The sequence below is a fragment of the Mesorhizobium sp. WSM2561 genome (assembly GCF_000513915.1).
Taxonomy (GTDB): domain Bacteria; phylum Pseudomonadota; class Alphaproteobacteria; order Rhizobiales; family Rhizobiaceae; genus Mesorhizobium; species Mesorhizobium muleiense.
In genome coordinates this window covers 573,162-587,938 of record NZ_AZUX01000001.1, presented here as the reverse complement: position 1 = coordinate 587,938, position 14,777 = coordinate 573,162, and the positions used below count along the sequence as shown (strand labels likewise).

The 14,777-nt window shown below is 61.2% G+C and carries 10 protein-coding genes; 3 read left to right on the top strand and 7 right to left on the bottom strand.

What is annotated here, in order from left to right; all coding sequences use genetic code 11:
• Positions 1 to 59: 59 nt before the first annotated feature.
• Positions 60 to 1,586 (top strand): PLP-dependent aminotransferase family protein, encoded by a 1,527-nt coding sequence (locus M727_RS0102885; RefSeq protein WP_027151399.1) that lies wholly within the window; start codon positions 60 to 62, stop codon positions 1,584 to 1,586.
• Positions 1,587 to 1,761: 175 nt separating this feature from the next.
• Here the strand turns inward: M727_RS0102885 and M727_RS0102880 are convergent, their stop codons facing one another.
• The 3 genes from M727_RS0102880 to M727_RS0102870 form a co-directional block, all read right to left on the bottom strand.
• A complete protein-coding gene (locus tag M727_RS0102880; protein WP_051505494.1) occupies positions 1,762 to 2,097 on the bottom strand; it encodes a hypothetical protein in 336 nt (111 codons plus the stop codon).
• A 107-nt stretch (positions 2,098 to 2,204) separates the two neighbouring features.
• Positions 2,205 to 3,377, bottom strand: coding sequence for an acetate/propionate family kinase (locus M727_RS0102875; RefSeq protein ID WP_027151397.1), 1,173 nt, complete (start codon positions 3,375 to 3,377; stop codon positions 2,205 to 2,207).
• Positions 3,377 to 5,788: a phosphoketolase family protein gene (locus tag M727_RS0102870; RefSeq protein WP_027151396.1), complete on the bottom strand. Its 2,412-nt coding sequence runs from the start codon at positions 5,786 to 5,788 to the stop codon at positions 3,377 to 3,379. The genes M727_RS0102875 and M727_RS0102870 overlap by 1 nt, the downstream gene beginning before the upstream one ends.
• 259 nt (positions 5,789 to 6,047) lie before the next feature.
• Between M727_RS0102870 and M727_RS0102865 the strand changes: the two genes are divergently transcribed.
• Positions 6,048 to 8,042, top strand: coding sequence for a protein-L-isoaspartate(D-aspartate) O-methyltransferase (locus M727_RS0102865; protein ID WP_027151395.1), 1,995 nt, complete (start codon positions 6,048 to 6,050; stop codon positions 8,040 to 8,042).
• A gap of 224 nt (positions 8,043 to 8,266) precedes the next feature.
• On the top strand, positions 8,267 to 8,473 hold the full coding sequence (locus M727_RS0102860) for a hypothetical protein (protein ID WP_027151394.1): 207 nt from the start codon (positions 8,267 to 8,269) through the stop codon (positions 8,471 to 8,473).
• A 21-nt stretch (positions 8,474 to 8,494) separates the two neighbouring features.
• Here M727_RS0102860 and M727_RS35705 read toward each other — a convergent pair whose 3' ends face one another.
• From M727_RS35705 to M727_RS0102840, 4 genes are all read right to left on the bottom strand, one after another.
• Positions 8,495 to 9,085: a DUF1772 domain-containing protein gene (locus M727_RS35705; protein ID WP_245268392.1), complete on the bottom strand. Its 591-nt coding sequence runs from the start codon at positions 9,083 to 9,085 to the stop codon at positions 8,495 to 8,497.
• A 445-nt stretch (positions 9,086 to 9,530) separates the two neighbouring features.
• Entirely contained in the window at positions 9,531 to 11,153 is a 1,623-nt protein-coding gene (locus tag M727_RS0102850; RefSeq protein ID WP_084646604.1) for a SpoVR family protein, read from the bottom strand.
• A gap of 9 nt (positions 11,154 to 11,162) precedes the next feature.
• Positions 11,163 to 12,473, bottom strand: a complete 1,311-nt coding sequence (locus M727_RS0102845) for a YeaH/YhbH family protein (RefSeq protein ID WP_027151392.1) — start codon at positions 12,471 to 12,473, stop codon at positions 11,163 to 11,165.
• 19 nt (positions 12,474 to 12,492) lie between these two features.
• Positions 12,493 to 14,442, bottom strand: a complete 1,950-nt coding sequence (locus M727_RS0102840; protein ID WP_027151391.1) for a PrkA family serine protein kinase — start codon at positions 14,440 to 14,442, stop codon at positions 12,493 to 12,495.
• Positions 14,443 to 14,777: the final 335 nt, after the last annotated feature.

The window sequence follows — 14,777 nt, the reverse complement described above, 5'->3', positions numbered from 1 at the left end:
TGGCTGAGTTTTCCCGGTAATGCCTGGATCAGTGAAATGTCTTCATTTGGGTAATCGCGATGGTCCAGTCCCGCAAGCAGAATTCGTCGTCGGGAAATTCGTCGTCGGGATTGGGCGCGCGCGGGATCTATGAGAACCTGCGGGAACAGATCGTGGCAGAAGTATACGGCCGTGGAGACGTGCTTCCGTCGGCTCGTGCGCTGGCGGTCGAGCTTGGCGTCTCACGAACGACTGTGACGTCCGCTTACGAACAGCTCGCCGCCGAGGGCTTCGTGGCCATTCGACATGGCGCTCGGCCACGGGTGGCCATCACGGTCACGCACAGCGAGCCGGGAGACCTCGTTGATACAGCCGCAGAGCCACACAGCCTATCCGCTTTCGCAGAAAGGCTTCGATCCCGAGCCATCCCGATGCGGGTTGCGTTGGAGAAGCTCGTCGCCGACTTCCGCTACGGCGACATGTCGGCCTCTGACTTCCCGACCCTTGCCTGGCGAAAGGCCATGAACGATGCTGCGCTGGGACGGCCGCTCAAGCTGTCCTATGGCGACCCCTGTGGCTCGATCCGCCTGCGTAGTGCGCTGCGGGGCTATCTATGGCGAGCGCGCAGCATCCGGTGCGAGGTGGGTGAGATCGTCGTCGTCAACGGCTCTCAGCAGGGACTGGATCTCTGCGCCCGCCTGCTTCTCGATGAGGGCGACGGCTTCGCCATCGAAGAGCCCTGCTACCCGATGGCACGGAGCGTCTTCGAGATGACAGGAGCCATCGCCGCCCCGGTGGAGGTCGACGCCGAAGGCATCAGGGCGGACCTGTTGGCGGATGTTGGCGCGCGGCTGGCTTACGTCACGCCTTCACATCAGTTTCCCCTGGGAAGCGTAATGTCGATGGGGCGACGCCAGCAACTGCTAGGATGGGCGAAAGAGAAGAGGGCCTACATCGTCGAGGACGACTACGACAGCGAATATCGTTTCGACATGAACCCGATACCGCCGCTTCGCGCGCTGGGAGGCGCGTCGAACGTCATCTATATCGGTACGGTTTCGAAGACACTGTCGCCGTTGCTGCGGATCGGCTACGTCGTCGTTCCGCGTGAGTTGCAGGAGGTTTTTGCCCACGCCAAGCGCCTGACGGACAGGCATGCCCCCAGCCTCGAACAGGAGGCACTGGCGAGCCTGGTGGAATCCGGCGCCTACGAAGGCCACGTGCGCAAGGCCCGGCGTCAAAATGCCCGCCGACGTGCAGCGCTCCTCGACGCTCTGCAGGCTGAATTCCGCGGTCTCGTTCGGGTCGAAGGCGCGCAGGCCGGTCTGCACGTCGTCGTCTGGTTTCGCGACATGCCGCCCGCTATGGCGGCATCGTTCATCGAGAAAGCCGCCGCGCTCGGCGTTGGCATCTACTCCATATCGCCGCATTATTTCGAGCAGACATTGGATTTCGATCAGACATTGATTTTCAATCAGACATTGGGTCGGAGCTGCCTCGGCCTGGTAATGGGATACGCAAGTCTGACCGAGAGCCAGATCCACAGAGGACTAAAGCTCCTTCGACGCGCTTACGAGGAGGCAACAGGCTGCGGCGACGTAGCGTAGGTGATTACGGCCTGCCTGAGGGAACAGGCGCGCGACGCCGAAGGCAGCCTCGGCACCGCGCGGGTGGTGAATTGCCCTCGATCGCTTTGGTTTTGGTGGACCAAACCCGCGCTCTAACTCTTTGTTTTACGCATTTTGTCGGACGCCAAACCAAGACTTTTGGCTGCAAAATGCTCTAGAACCACCGCCGTTCAGGCTCGGAGCTCTTTGCGACCACAATTCCCAAGAGAACGCCGAGCACGCCGCCAAGCATCATCGCCGTAGAGATCGTGCCTGGGTTCTGCTGGACGGTTTCGGTCACGGTGTGTGCCTGGCTACGCAATTGCCCGGCTGCGCGCGACGCCCGTTCGGCGGCGCTCTCGTACCAGCCCTGTGCCTCCTCGCCGCGGTCGGAAAGGGTCCGATTTATTTTGGTGATTTCGCGACGAAGCTCGGCGATCTGTTTCTTCATCGCTTCCTGCGCATCGTTTGCCGCCTTTGAGGCGCCTGCCATATTGGTGGTCTCCGCCATTGGATTTCTCCCTTTGGTAATCATATCCCCCAAGGTCATCAGGTAGGGGAAACGGTCGCGGACGCGCAGGGTTCCTTGCCCTGGAAAACGCGCCGCTGATTGCGGTATCAAGCATCCCCTTGCACCCGCGCGTGGCGGGCAATGATGCTCTCCTCGTCGGTCGCGACGACGCGTATTTCGACCTTGCTGTCAGGTCGGCTTATGATCCCGGCATGGGCGGCATTGGATGGCTCGTCGATCGCCACGCCAAGCCAATCAAGCCTTTCGCATATTGCCTTGCGGACCGGCGCCGAGCGCTCGCCGATGCCGGCTGTGAACACCAGGCACTCGAGGCCGCCCAACGTGTTGGCGAGCGCGGCAGCTTCCCGTGCCGCCCTGAAGGCAAAAAGCTCTACTGCTTCGCGGGCGTGGGGGTTGTCGCTCGCTTCCAGCGTGCGCATGTCGCCCGAGATGCCGGATATTCCAAGCAGTCCTGATTCCTCATAAAGCATATGCTGCAGAGCCTCTCCAGCGATGCCTCTTTCCAGGACGAAGTACAAAAGCACGCCCGGATCGATGGCGCCGCAACGCGTACCCATCACCAGGCCGTCGAGCGCGGAAAAGCCCATCGTCGTGTCGAAGCTTCTCCCGTCGCGCATGGCGCACAGGCTCGCCCCGTTGCCGAGATGGGCGACGATCGTCCGCTTCGCTGCAAGCGCCGGCGACATCGCCTTGAGCCGCCCGGCGATGTACTCGTAGGAAAGTCCGTGAAACCCGTAGCGGCGGATTCCGTCCGCATCGTATTTGCGCGGCAGCGCGAAGCGGCTGACGATCGGATCGATCGTCTGATGGAAGGCTGTGTCGAAGCAGCCTACCTGCGGCAGATCCGGCCGCAGCACCGCAAGTGTGCGGATCGGCGCGAGACTGCGGGGCTGGTGCAGCGGCGCAAGCGGCGTCAGCCTGTCCAGGGCCTCGATCACGTCCGGAGTCAGGCGGACGGGTTCGACGAACTCGCGCCCGCCATGCACGATGCGGTGACCGGCGCAGACCAGTTTCCTGCCACCAAGTTCACTCTCGATCCAGCGGAGCAAATCGCCGATGCCCGTGTCGCATGCGTCTGCGGCAAGCCGCCGATCACACTGCACTGTTCCGTCGGCCGCTTTCGCGGCGAGCCTCGGCGCATCGCCCAGATCCAGCTTGCCACGCGAGACAAGCTGCAGTTCGGCGGAGGGTTCCAGATCGTATAGTCCGAACTTGATGCTGGAGGAGCCGGCGTTCAGTGCCAGAATTGCCTGTCGCATCAATCGCCAGCCTTCGTCGCGCTGTTCTCGGGCCAGTTCCACTCCTGGATCTCGGGCATGTCTTCGCCGTGCTCGCGAACATAGGCCTTGTGTTCGGCAAGCTTCCCGTGAAGTTCGGCGGCAAGGTCTTTCGCCCGTTCGGCGAGCCCAGGCACGTGTTTGATCGCGGCGAGCGCCAGGTGGTAGCGGTCGAGCTCATTGAGCACGACCATGTCGAACGGCGTCGTGGTGGTGCCTTCTTCGCGAAAGCCGTGCACATGCATGTTGTCATGGTTGGCGCGCCGGTAGGTCAGGCGGTGGATGAGATAGGGATAGCCGTGATAGGCGAAGATGACCGGCCTGGCCTTCGTGAACAGCGCGTCGAAATCCTCGTCCGCCAGGCCATGCGGATGCTCTGAATTCGACTGCAGCGTCATCAGGTCGACCACGTTGACGACGCGTACCTTCAGGTCAGGAAGCGCCGTACGCAGAATGTCGGCGGCAGCGAGCGTCTCCAGTGTCGGAACGTCGCCGGCGCAGGCCATGACCACATCCGGATCCTCGCGCTCCGCAACCGTCCCGGCCCACTCCCAGATCCCCGCCCCCGCCCTGCAGTGCATTTCCGCGGCTTCGACGGACAGAAATTGCGGCGCCGGCTGCTTGCCGGCGGTGATGACGTTGATGCGGTTATACGTTCTCAGGCAATGGTCGGTGATCCACAGCAGCGTGTTGGCATCCGGCGGGAAATAGAGCCTGACCGTGTCGGCCTTCTTGTTGGCGACAAAATCGGCAAAGCCCGGATCCTGGTGGCTGAAGCCGTTGTGATCCTGCCGCCAGACATGCGAGGTCAGCAGGTAATTGAGTGAAGCGATCGGCTCGCGCCAGGCAAGCTCGCGGGATGTCTTCAGCCATTTCGCATGCTGGTTGACCATGGAATCGACGATGTGGATGAACGCCTCGTAACAGGAGAACAGGCCATGGCGGCCGGTCAGCAAATAGCCCTCCAGCCATCCCTGGCAGAGATGCTCGCTGAGCACTTCCATGACGCGGCCGTCCCGGGAGAGTTGGACGTCATAGGGCTCGATCCGCTGCATCCAGACCCGGTCGGTAACCTCGAAGACCTCGTCTAGGCGGTTGGAGGATGTCTCATCCGGCCCCATCAGTCGGAAATTCCCGGCCTGCGCATTCAGGCTTATGACCTCGCGGAGATAGCTTCCGAGAACCCGCGTCGCCTCGGCTTTGGCACCTCCCGGACGCGGCACGTCGAGCGCCAGGCTTTTCCAATCGGGAAGCACGAGGTCGCGCTTCAGCAGTCCGCCATTGGCATAGGGGGTTGCGCCCATGCGCTTGGATCCGGTTGGCGCAAGCGCCGCCAGTTTTGGAAGAAGACGCCCGCTGTCGTCGAACAGCTTTTCCGGTTCGTAGCTCCGCATCCAGTCTTCGAGGATCTGGCGGTGTCCCGCATTGTTGCGGGCGTTCGACACCGGCACTTGATGCGAGCGCCAGAAATCCTCGACCTTCTTGCCATCGACCTCCTTCGGCCCGGTCCACCCCTTCGGGCTGCGCAGCACGATCATCGGCCACAGCGGACGCTCTCCTTGCCAGAACGGCGTACGGGCGCGCTCCTGGATCGAGCCGATTCTGTCGAGCACGGTGTCCAGCTTGATGGCCATCAACCGATGCATGGGAATCGGCTCGTGACCTTCGACGAAAAAAGGTTCGTAGCCATAGCCGGCGAACAGGGCTCGCAATTCCACGTCATCCATGCGGGCAAGGATCGTCGGGTTGGCGATCTTGTAGCCGTTGAGATGCAGGATCGGCAGCACAGCGCCGTCGGATGCCGGGTTGAGGAACTTGTTGGAGTGCCATGCCGCCGCGAGCGGACCGGTTTCCGCTTCGCCGTCGCCGACGACGCAGGCGACCACCAGATCGGGATTGTCGAAGGCCGCGCCGAAAGCATGGACCAGCGCATATCCCAGTTCCCCGCCTTCATGGATCGAGCCGGGCGTTTCCGGAGCAGCGTGGCTCGGCACTCCGCCGGGGAACGAGAATTGCCGAAAAAGTTTCCTCAACCCGTCTTCGCCCTGGCCAATTTCGGGATAGATCTCGCTGTAGCTGCCCTCGAGCCAGGTGTTCGCCACCATCGCCGGGCCGCCATGACCTGGGCCGCAGATAAACAGAACGTCGAGATCGCGTTGTCGGATGACGCGGTTCAGGTGGACGTAGATGAAGTTGAGGCCAGGCGTCGTGCCCCAATGGCCGAGCAGCCGCGGCTTGACGTGTTCGGCTTTCAGCGGCTCGCGCAGCAGCGGATTGTCCATCAGATAGATCTGGCCAACCGAAATGTAGTTCGCGGCCCGCCAATAGCGGTCCATGAGATCGACCTGATAAAGGCCTGTTAGGGTCGCAGGCTTCTGAGCCTCGTCGTTCATGGAAAAATCTCCAGAATGCGTTCGCCCGTCGATATCTGGAGTGACATCGCCCTGGAGAAAGGATTTTCACGGAAATAAGTTCGGCTGGAGCCGCCGTTGCGCCGCCAATCGCTCTTTTGCAGGAACCTGGAAGCTCGCCAACGGTTAAGGAGACTAGCCGCCCGACATGAGTTGCCGAGGCCGAGCGCATACCCGAGAAGCCGTCGGGCACGATTAGGGGACAATCGGGGGGCTGTCATCTCGCAAGAGGAGCAAAAAGATGCTCGATCTTTTCCACGAACGCAACCGAATGGTCGAAGTCCATCTCAGCCGCCGTGGCATCCATGATCGCGAGGTGCTGGAAGCGATGCGTGAGGTTCCGCGCGAGGCTTTCGTCGCTCCCGGTTTTGAAGAATTCGCCTACGAGGACGGGCCGTTGCCGATCGCCGAGGGTCAGACGATATCGCAGCCCTACATCGTCGCCTTGATGATCGAGATGGCGGAAATCGGACCGGGCGACCATGTCCTGGAGGTTGGCACCGGTTCGGGCTACGCGGCTGCCGTGATGAGCCGGATTGTCGAACGCGTCTACACGATCGAGCGCCACGCCGGGTTGGCCGAAACGGCGAGACAGCGGTTCCAAGAGCTTGGCTATGACAATATCGAGGTCCGCACCGGCGATGGGACCAAAGGCTGGCCCGACGCGGCGCCCTTCGACGCCATTCTGGTCGCCGCCGGCGGACCCGGTGCGCCGCTTGCGCTTCAGGAACAGCTCGACGTTGGCGGCAGGCTGGTCATCCCGGTCGGCGACGAGCCGCATGATCAGCGCCTTCTCAAGGTCACCCGAACCGGCGCTGCAACTTACAGCGAGGAGGATTTCGGCGGCGTGCGGTTTGTCCCGCTCATCGGCGAGCAGGGCTGGCCCGAGAGCGGCAACCGTATCGCGAATGATCGTCCGTCCGGACGCGCGCGCACGCGCAGCCTGCCGGAGATGATCGCGGCGGCGGCCGAGCCGCTGCCGGGCTTCGACGATCCGGCGTTCGGCGAATTGTTCGACCGGTTTGGCGACCGGCGCGTCATCCTGCTCGGTGAAGCGAGCCACGGCACGTCGGAGTTCTACCGGGCCCGCGCCGCGATCACCCGCAGGCTCATCGAGAAGCACGGCTTCACCATCGTCGCAGTCGAGGCCGACTGGCCCGATGCAGCGGCGATCGACCGCTACGTCCGCCATCGGCCGCCACGCGCCAACGCCGATCCGCCGTTCCAGCGGTTTCCCACCTGGATGTGGCGCAACACCGACGTTGCGGCGTTCGTCGACTGGATGCGACACCACAATGAGCGCATCAGGCTATCGTCCCGGCTGGCCGGGTTCCATGGCCTCGACATCTACAATATGAGCGGATCGATCGCCGCAGTTCTGCACTATCTCGACCGGGTCGATCCGCAGGCAGCAAAGATCGCGCGTGAACGCTATGGCTGTCTGACGCCTTGGCAAAATGAACCATCCACCTACGGCCGTGTCGCGCTCACTTCGGGTTACCAGAAATGCGAGCAGGCCGTGCTCGAACAATGCCGTGAACTGCTTGCCAGGCAGCTCGACTATGCCCAGCAGGACGGCGTCGATTTCCTGGATGCGACCCAGAATGCCCGGCTGATCGCATCCGCGGAACGCTACTACCGGATCATGTATTATGGCGGCGCGCAGTCCTGGAACCTGCGCGACACCCATATGTTCGAGACGCTCGAGCATCTGCTGGAAGCTCGCGGGCCGAACGCCAAGGCGGTCGTGTGGGCGCATAATTCCCATATCGGCGACGCCCGCTACACCGAAATGGGGATTGTCAGGGACGAAGTGAACATCGGCCAGCTCTGCCGCCAGCGCTTCGGCGACGAGGCAGCCTTGATCGGGCTCAGCACGCATTCCGGGACAGTCGCCGCGGCCTCCGACTGGGACAGCGAGATGGAGATCAAGCGGGTGCGGCCTTCCCATAGCGATAGCTACGAGCGGCTTTGCCACGATTGCGGCGTCTCGCGTTTCCTGCTCGATATCAAGCGCGACGATACGTTGCGCCAGCGGCTTCTGGAGCGCCGGCTGGAGCGCTTCATCGGCGTGATCTATCGGCCGGAAACCGAACTGCGCAGCCATTACGCGGATGCCTCTCTTTCCCAGCAGTTTGACGCGTTCGTCTGGTTTGACGAAACCGTCGCGGTGACGCCGCTTGGGCCGGAGCATGTCGGAACCGGCGTTCCCGACACCTATCCGTTCGGGCTCTAATGCATGTCGCGCAAAAGCATGCCTCGAGCCTGACCCGAGGGTGTGCAGCGGTTTTGCGATAACGACATGCATAAACAACAACCTAAAGCGCGTCGCGTGAGGCCGGTCAAATGCGACGCGCTTTACCCGCCTCTTGGACAAGGCCGCGTCAAGGTGAGTTTCGGCGGAACATTCATCGCGCCCTGCTGTTTCTAAAACAGGACCCTTTTCGAAGGAGTTGTGCCATGAGCGGAACCAAACATCCAAAGTGGAAAAAGCCGAGCGACGCCGATCTGAGGAACAATCCCGGTATCGGCACCTCGAAGGGCACGATCAAGGAAGGCGACGAACTCGTACTCGAAGGCGAAAACACCATCGAGGGCGACGTCGAGAATGACACGAACGCCCTTGGCGGGATCAATCCACGGCAAAAGATGCGGACGAACAAGTAGCGTCGCTGCGCATCCCGCGCGCTATTCACTCCCGGCAAAAAATGTCGCGGCGACAGTTATTGAGATCAGGCTCAGCATCGCCAGGCCTGCCTTGGCGACGTGCGAGGCTTCCCAAACATCGCGCAAGTCTTTCCAGTCGCCGCTTTGCTTCCGACGGAGCATTGAAAAAAACGTCGCGGCTGGTTTCGACACAGCGACATCCTGCATCCAGAAATTGTTGACGGGATGCGTTACCAGCCAATAGGTCGCATGCTCCGCCACCAGGAAGACAAGGGCCGCCAAGGTCCACCAGAATCGAGCGCCTGGATAAGGCGTGAGGTAGAGCAGGATGGCGAGTGCAATGATGCCGCCGATCTCGGCAAACCCGCCGATCGTGAAGCCGGGATAGTAGATCGCCTGCACAGATTTGTAGGTGGCCTCCTTGAGGCGCAACTTGCCGGGCAACTCCAACGCGTGCGCGAGCGAGAGCGCCATTGTGATTGCGACCAGAAGAAGGGTGACAATCATGAACGCGCGCATGCTGTTCCTCCCTGAACCGTCCTGGTAATACGCGGCGTACATAGCGTGCTCGCCGACACGGTAAAGGCGACGAAGATGGAGCCGCCGCTCCATTTTTCAACGCCGCTGGCAGATTGAGCCCACCGCAAAGCAGGGAACCATCGTTCGGCACGATGGTTGTCATGCCAGGTGATCCTCCTCAAGGAACGGACATGACCGATCCTGATCCTGATCCGAACAATCCCGTGCCGATACCGGATAATCCCAATCCCGAGCCTGCCCGGCCGCCAGCTCCGCCGGAAACTCCGCCGAATGAGCCTCCGGGCGTTCCTCCGCCTTCGCCTGATCCCGTTCCCAGCCCGGAAAGGCAGCCCGTCGAAATTCCTCCCGATACACCACCCGAGATCCCCACGGAACCGACCTTCCCCGGTCCTACGGCCAGAGCATCGGACCCACAGCAAGCCTTATCACGAGAGGCTGGGCTGACGCATGGCGAGACGGCGCGGCCTCGCAGCGATCGGCTGTAGAACCACGCCGTCGCCGGCCATTCCGGTTTTGGTCATTCCCCGATTTGGCTGGTCGAACGTTCGTTGAGCGTCGCGCCGGTTTGCGCATCGATCGCCGCCAGGCTGACCTCATAGCCCCACAGGGTCCGGATATGGCGCAGCGTCGCGTCGCGACCGGCCCCCTCCAGCATGATGCCGTTCTTCACCTTGTGCTCCAGTCGCAACTGCCGGTCGCCGAGCAGATCGACATCCACAACCTGGATATCCGGCCGGCTCGCGCCGATGTCGTAGCTCTGGGCGAGTCCGGCGCGTATCTTTTCGTAGCCACGCTCATTGTGTATCGACGCGACTTCGTAATGCGGCTCGCTAGCGGCGTCGGCGAGGACAAAGAACCGCCATTTCCGCATCAGGGCGGGGCTCAGATACTGGCGGATGAAAGATTCGTCGCGATGGTTCGCCCACGCGTCGAGCAGGGTTTCGCGCCAATTGCCGTTGCCGGCGATATCGGGAAACCAGTCACGATCCTCGGCGGTCGGCTCGGTCGCTATGCGCTGGATGTCCTGCATCATGTCGAGGCCCAACGCATAAGGATTGATGCCGGAAAACCGCGGGTCGTCGAAGCCTGGCTGAAAGATCACGTTCGAATGGTTGCGCAGGATTTCCAGCATCGCGCCTTCGCTGATCAGGCCACGATCGAACAGCATGTTCATCAGCGTGTAGTGCACGAAGGTGGCGCAGCCTTCGTTCATCACCTGTGTTTGCCGCTGCGGATAAAAGTATTGCGCGACGACGCGGACGATCCTGACGATTTCACGCTGCCAAGGCTCCAGGACCAAGCTGTTTTTTTCCAGGAAGTAAAGCAGGTTCTCCTCGGGCAGCTTGAGCGTTTTCTTTCGCTCCGCGATGTTGGAATCCTTTGCCCCAACATTGTCTCCGCCCTTCGAAGGCGGCAGCGTGCGCCACAGATCGTTGTAAGAACGCTCTTCGTACTCCAGGCGCTCACGAACGCCTACACGCTGCCGCTCCGACGACAGCTTCGGCGGCCGGCGATATCTGAAGACCCCCTGTTCCATCAGCGCGTGGGCCGCATCGAGGATCGCCTCCACCGCGGCAACGCCGTGCCGCTCCTCGCAACGGGCAATGTAACCCTTGGCAAAGTCCAGATAGCTCAGGATCGCGCTGGCGTCCGTCCATTGCCGGAACAGATGATTGTTCTTGAAAAAATGATTATGGCCAAGCGCTGCATGAGCTGTCACCAGGGCCTGCAGGGCCATGGTGTTTTCCTCCATCAGGTAGACGATGCAAGGATTGGAATTGATCACCAACTCATAGGCGAGCCCCCGCCCGCCCTTGCGATAGAGCAATTCCTGGTAGAGGAAATGCTTGCCGAAGGACCAGTGGCGATACATCAGCGGCATGCCGACCGAGGAATAGGCGTCGAGCATCTGCTGGGACGATATGATCTCCATCTGCACCGGATAGATGTCGAGGTGAAGCTCTTCGATCGCGATCGCCTCGATCGCGTCGTAGGCGCGCGACAGTGTCTTGAAATCCCAGTCGGACCCGGAAAAGAGCAAACCTGATTTGCTGGTTTGGCCTGGTTTGCTGGTTGGGCCTGACTTGCTGGTTTGGCCCGACTTGCTGGTCTGGCCCGACGTGCTGGTCTGGTTCGCCATCGGCTCCCCTCAAGCGCTTTTCTGCAGGACCGGCTGCCTGGCAAAGAGCTGGCGAAAGACCGGATAGATGTCGGCTGCGTTGGCGATACGGCTCATCTGGAAATTCGGCCATCGCTGGTTGACAACGCTGTAGGCGCGCCAGAGCGAGGTCCCATTGTCGGTGGTGCCGAAAATATGGCTCTCACGTTCGTCGATGATCTCGACATAGGCGAAATACTGGCACAGGCGCATGATCTGGCCGTCCATCAGGCCGATGCAGCGCTCGGAATCGGTGACGAAATTGTCGCCGTCCGACGCCTGGGCGGCATAGATGTTCCACTCGTTGCTGGGATAGCGCTGCGCGATGATGCGGTGCATTTCCTCGAGTGCAGTGGAAACAACCGTGCCGCCGCTTTGCGTATTGTAGAAGAAGGTTTCCTCGTCCACCTCCTGCGCCTCGTGCGTATGGCGGATGAAGACGATTTCGGTGCGGTCGTAGCGCCGTTTCAGGAACAGGTGCAGCAGCACGAAGAAGCGCTTGGCCAGATCCTTCTCGCGTTCGCCCATCGAGCCGGATACGTCCATGAGACAGAACATGACCGCATTGGCATTCGGCACGGGCTGGGCGTCGAAACGGTTGAAGCGGATGTCGACGGGATCGACATAGGCGATCCGCTTGCGGCGGCGCTCAAGTCGCTCAAGCTCCTCCCGCAACGCTGCAATGCGCTGGCGTGCCGGCGCCGCGCTCTGCGGCTCGGCCTCCAGGATTGCGAGTTGCTCCGCAATCGCATCGAGTTCCTCCTGCTTGGGGCGCCTTAGCGCAATCCGGCGACCATGGCTGTTTCGCATCGTGCGCCCGACATTGATGTTGGTCGGCGAACCGGTCGCCGCGAACCCGGCGCGGCGCGGTTTGAAGGATAGTATCTCCTTGAGGTTGAGCTTGACCATGTCGGGAAGTTCGAGATCCTCGAAAAAGAGGTCGAGCACCTCCTCGCGCGAGAGCACGAAACGAAAATCGTCCTCCGAGACCGTTTTCCCGGGAGACGAGCCGCCGCCGCCCTGGCCGGGCTTCGGAACCCGGTCGCCAGGGGCGAAATGCTTGTTGCCCGGCAGGATGTGCTGCCGCCTGCCGCTGTCCTTGGCATCGCTGAAGCTCGGCTCTGCTGTGCCCCTCGCCGGCATCGAGACGGCGTGCTCGCTGTCGACATCGGCGATCTTGCCGGTACGGATCCGATCCCGGATGCTTCGCTTCAGCTCTTCGCGCGCACGCTTCAGGAAGCGCTGGCGGTTGCCGAGGCTCTTGTCCTTTGGGTTCAGTCGGCGATCGACAAAGATCGGCATGGAACCATCCCGGCCGGACTCAGCCCGCCTTGTTCACCCGCATGTACCAGTCCACCAGCCGGCGGACCTGGCGTTCGGTGTAACCGCGTCCGACCATCCGATGCACGAACTCGGTATGCCGCTTCTCCGTTACGCTGTCCTGCTTGGAGCCGAAGCTGATCACCGGGAGCAGATCCTCGACCTGGCCGAACATCCGCTTCTCGATGACTTCGCGCAGCTTTTCATAGCTCGTCCACGACGGGTTGCGGCCATGGTTCCTCGCCCTGGCACGCAACGTGAACTTCACGACCTCGTTGCGGAAGTCCTTGGGGTTGGCAATGCCGGCCGGCTTTTCGACTTGCGACAGTTCGTTGTCCAGCACCTCGCGATTGAGGATCTGGCCGGTATCGGGGTCTTTGTAGTCCTGGTCCTCGATCCAGGCATCGGCATAGGCGATGTAGCGGTCGAACAGGTTCTGGCCGTATTCGCTGTAGGATTCCAGATAGGCCTTCTGAATTTCATGGCCGATGAACTCGGCATAGCGCGTGGCCAGTTCCGACTTTATGAAGTCGAGATAGGCGGCTTCCGTTTCCTTGGGGAACTGCTCGCGCTTGATCGCCTCCTCCAGAATGTACATCAGATGCACGGGATCGGCGGCCACTTCCTTGGTGTCGTAGTTGAAGGTCTGCGACAGGATCTTGAAGGCAAAGCGCGTGCTGACGCCGGTCATGCCTTCATCGACCCCGGCGGCATCGCGGTATTCCTGAACCGACTTCGCCTTGGGATCTATGTCCTTGAGGTTCTCGCCGTCATAAACGCGCATCTTGGTGTAGAGCGGCGAATTGTCGTGCTCGGCCAGACGGGTCGAGACGGTGAACCGGCTGAGAATGTCGAGAACCTCCGGTGCACAGGAACTGGAGGCCAATTCGCTTTCGCGCAGCAGCTTTTCGTAGATCTGCCTTTCTTCTGTGACCCGCAGGCAATACGGCACCTTGACCACCAGGATACGGTCGAGGAATGCCTCGTTGTTCTTGTTGTTCTTGAACTGCAGCCATTCCGATTCGTTGGAGTGGGCTACGACGATGCCCTGATACGGGAAAGATCCGAAGTTTTCCGTACCGTTGTAGCTGCCTTCCTGGGTAGCGGTCAGCAACGGATGCAGGACCTTGATCGGCGCTTTGAACATCTCGACGAACTCGAGCAGCCCCTGCGTGGTCCGGTTCAGGCCGCCGCTGTAGGAATAGGCGTCCGGATCGGATTGGCTGAAATGCTCGAGCTGTCTTATGTCGACCTTGCCGACCAGGGCCGAAACGTCCTGGTTGTTCTCGTCGCCTGGCTCGGTCTTGGAGATGCCGATCTGGCGTAGCCGCGAAGGCATCAGCTTGACGACGCTGAACTTGGAGATGTCGCCGGACAGTTCGTCGAGGCGCTTGGCCGCCCATGGCGAGATAAGACCGTTCAGCCGGCGCCGCGCGATGCCGTATTTGTCTTCCAAAAGGTCGCCCATGCGGTCAGGATTGAAAAGCCCGAGCGGCGATTCGAAAACCGGACTGATCTGGTCGCCGACCTTCAGCGTATAGATCGGACGCTCCTCCATCAGCTTCTTCAGCCGTTCGGCGAGCGAGGACTTGCCGCCGCCGACAGGGCCAAGCAGATAGAGAATCTGCTTGCGCTCCTCGAGCCCTTGAGAGGCATAGCGGAAATAGCCGGCTATGCGCTCGATCGTGTCCTCCATGCCATAGAACTCGGCGAAGGTGGGATAGACCTTGATTGTCCTGTTCGAGAAAATGCGGCCGAGCCGCTCATCCATGCTGGTGTCGATCAGGGTGGGCTCGCCGATCGCCTCGACCATCCGCTCGGGCGCCGAAGCATACATCGATTTATCCTCGCGGCAGGCAAGGAGATATTGCTGGATGCTTATCTCCTCCTGCGCCGCATTGGTGTAAATCTCCGAAAACAGATCGAAGACGTCGGAGTGGTTCTCGCGCATGGTATTCCTCGCCCCGGCCGGTCTGGTTGCTGTCGCCTCTTCACTCAACTGTCGGAAAGCCTTTGTGGTTCCCTATTACACGTAGTGCGTCTGCGACCGGATGTTAGGGGTCCAGACAGATATCGTGAACGCCTGGAAGTCAGCCAGCGAATGGCTCGCACAATGGAACGTTTCCGAGGGAAGTCCATTCTTCCACCAGCGCTTGCCGAGCGCAACAGCCCGCTGGGTACAAGTTGCCTTTCTGAAGCAATAAACCGCCCGCGTTCAGCAGTTGCCCGCGCTCAGCAGTTGCCCGCTTTCAGCAGTTGAATGGCGAAGCACGGGCCATTCGGCGA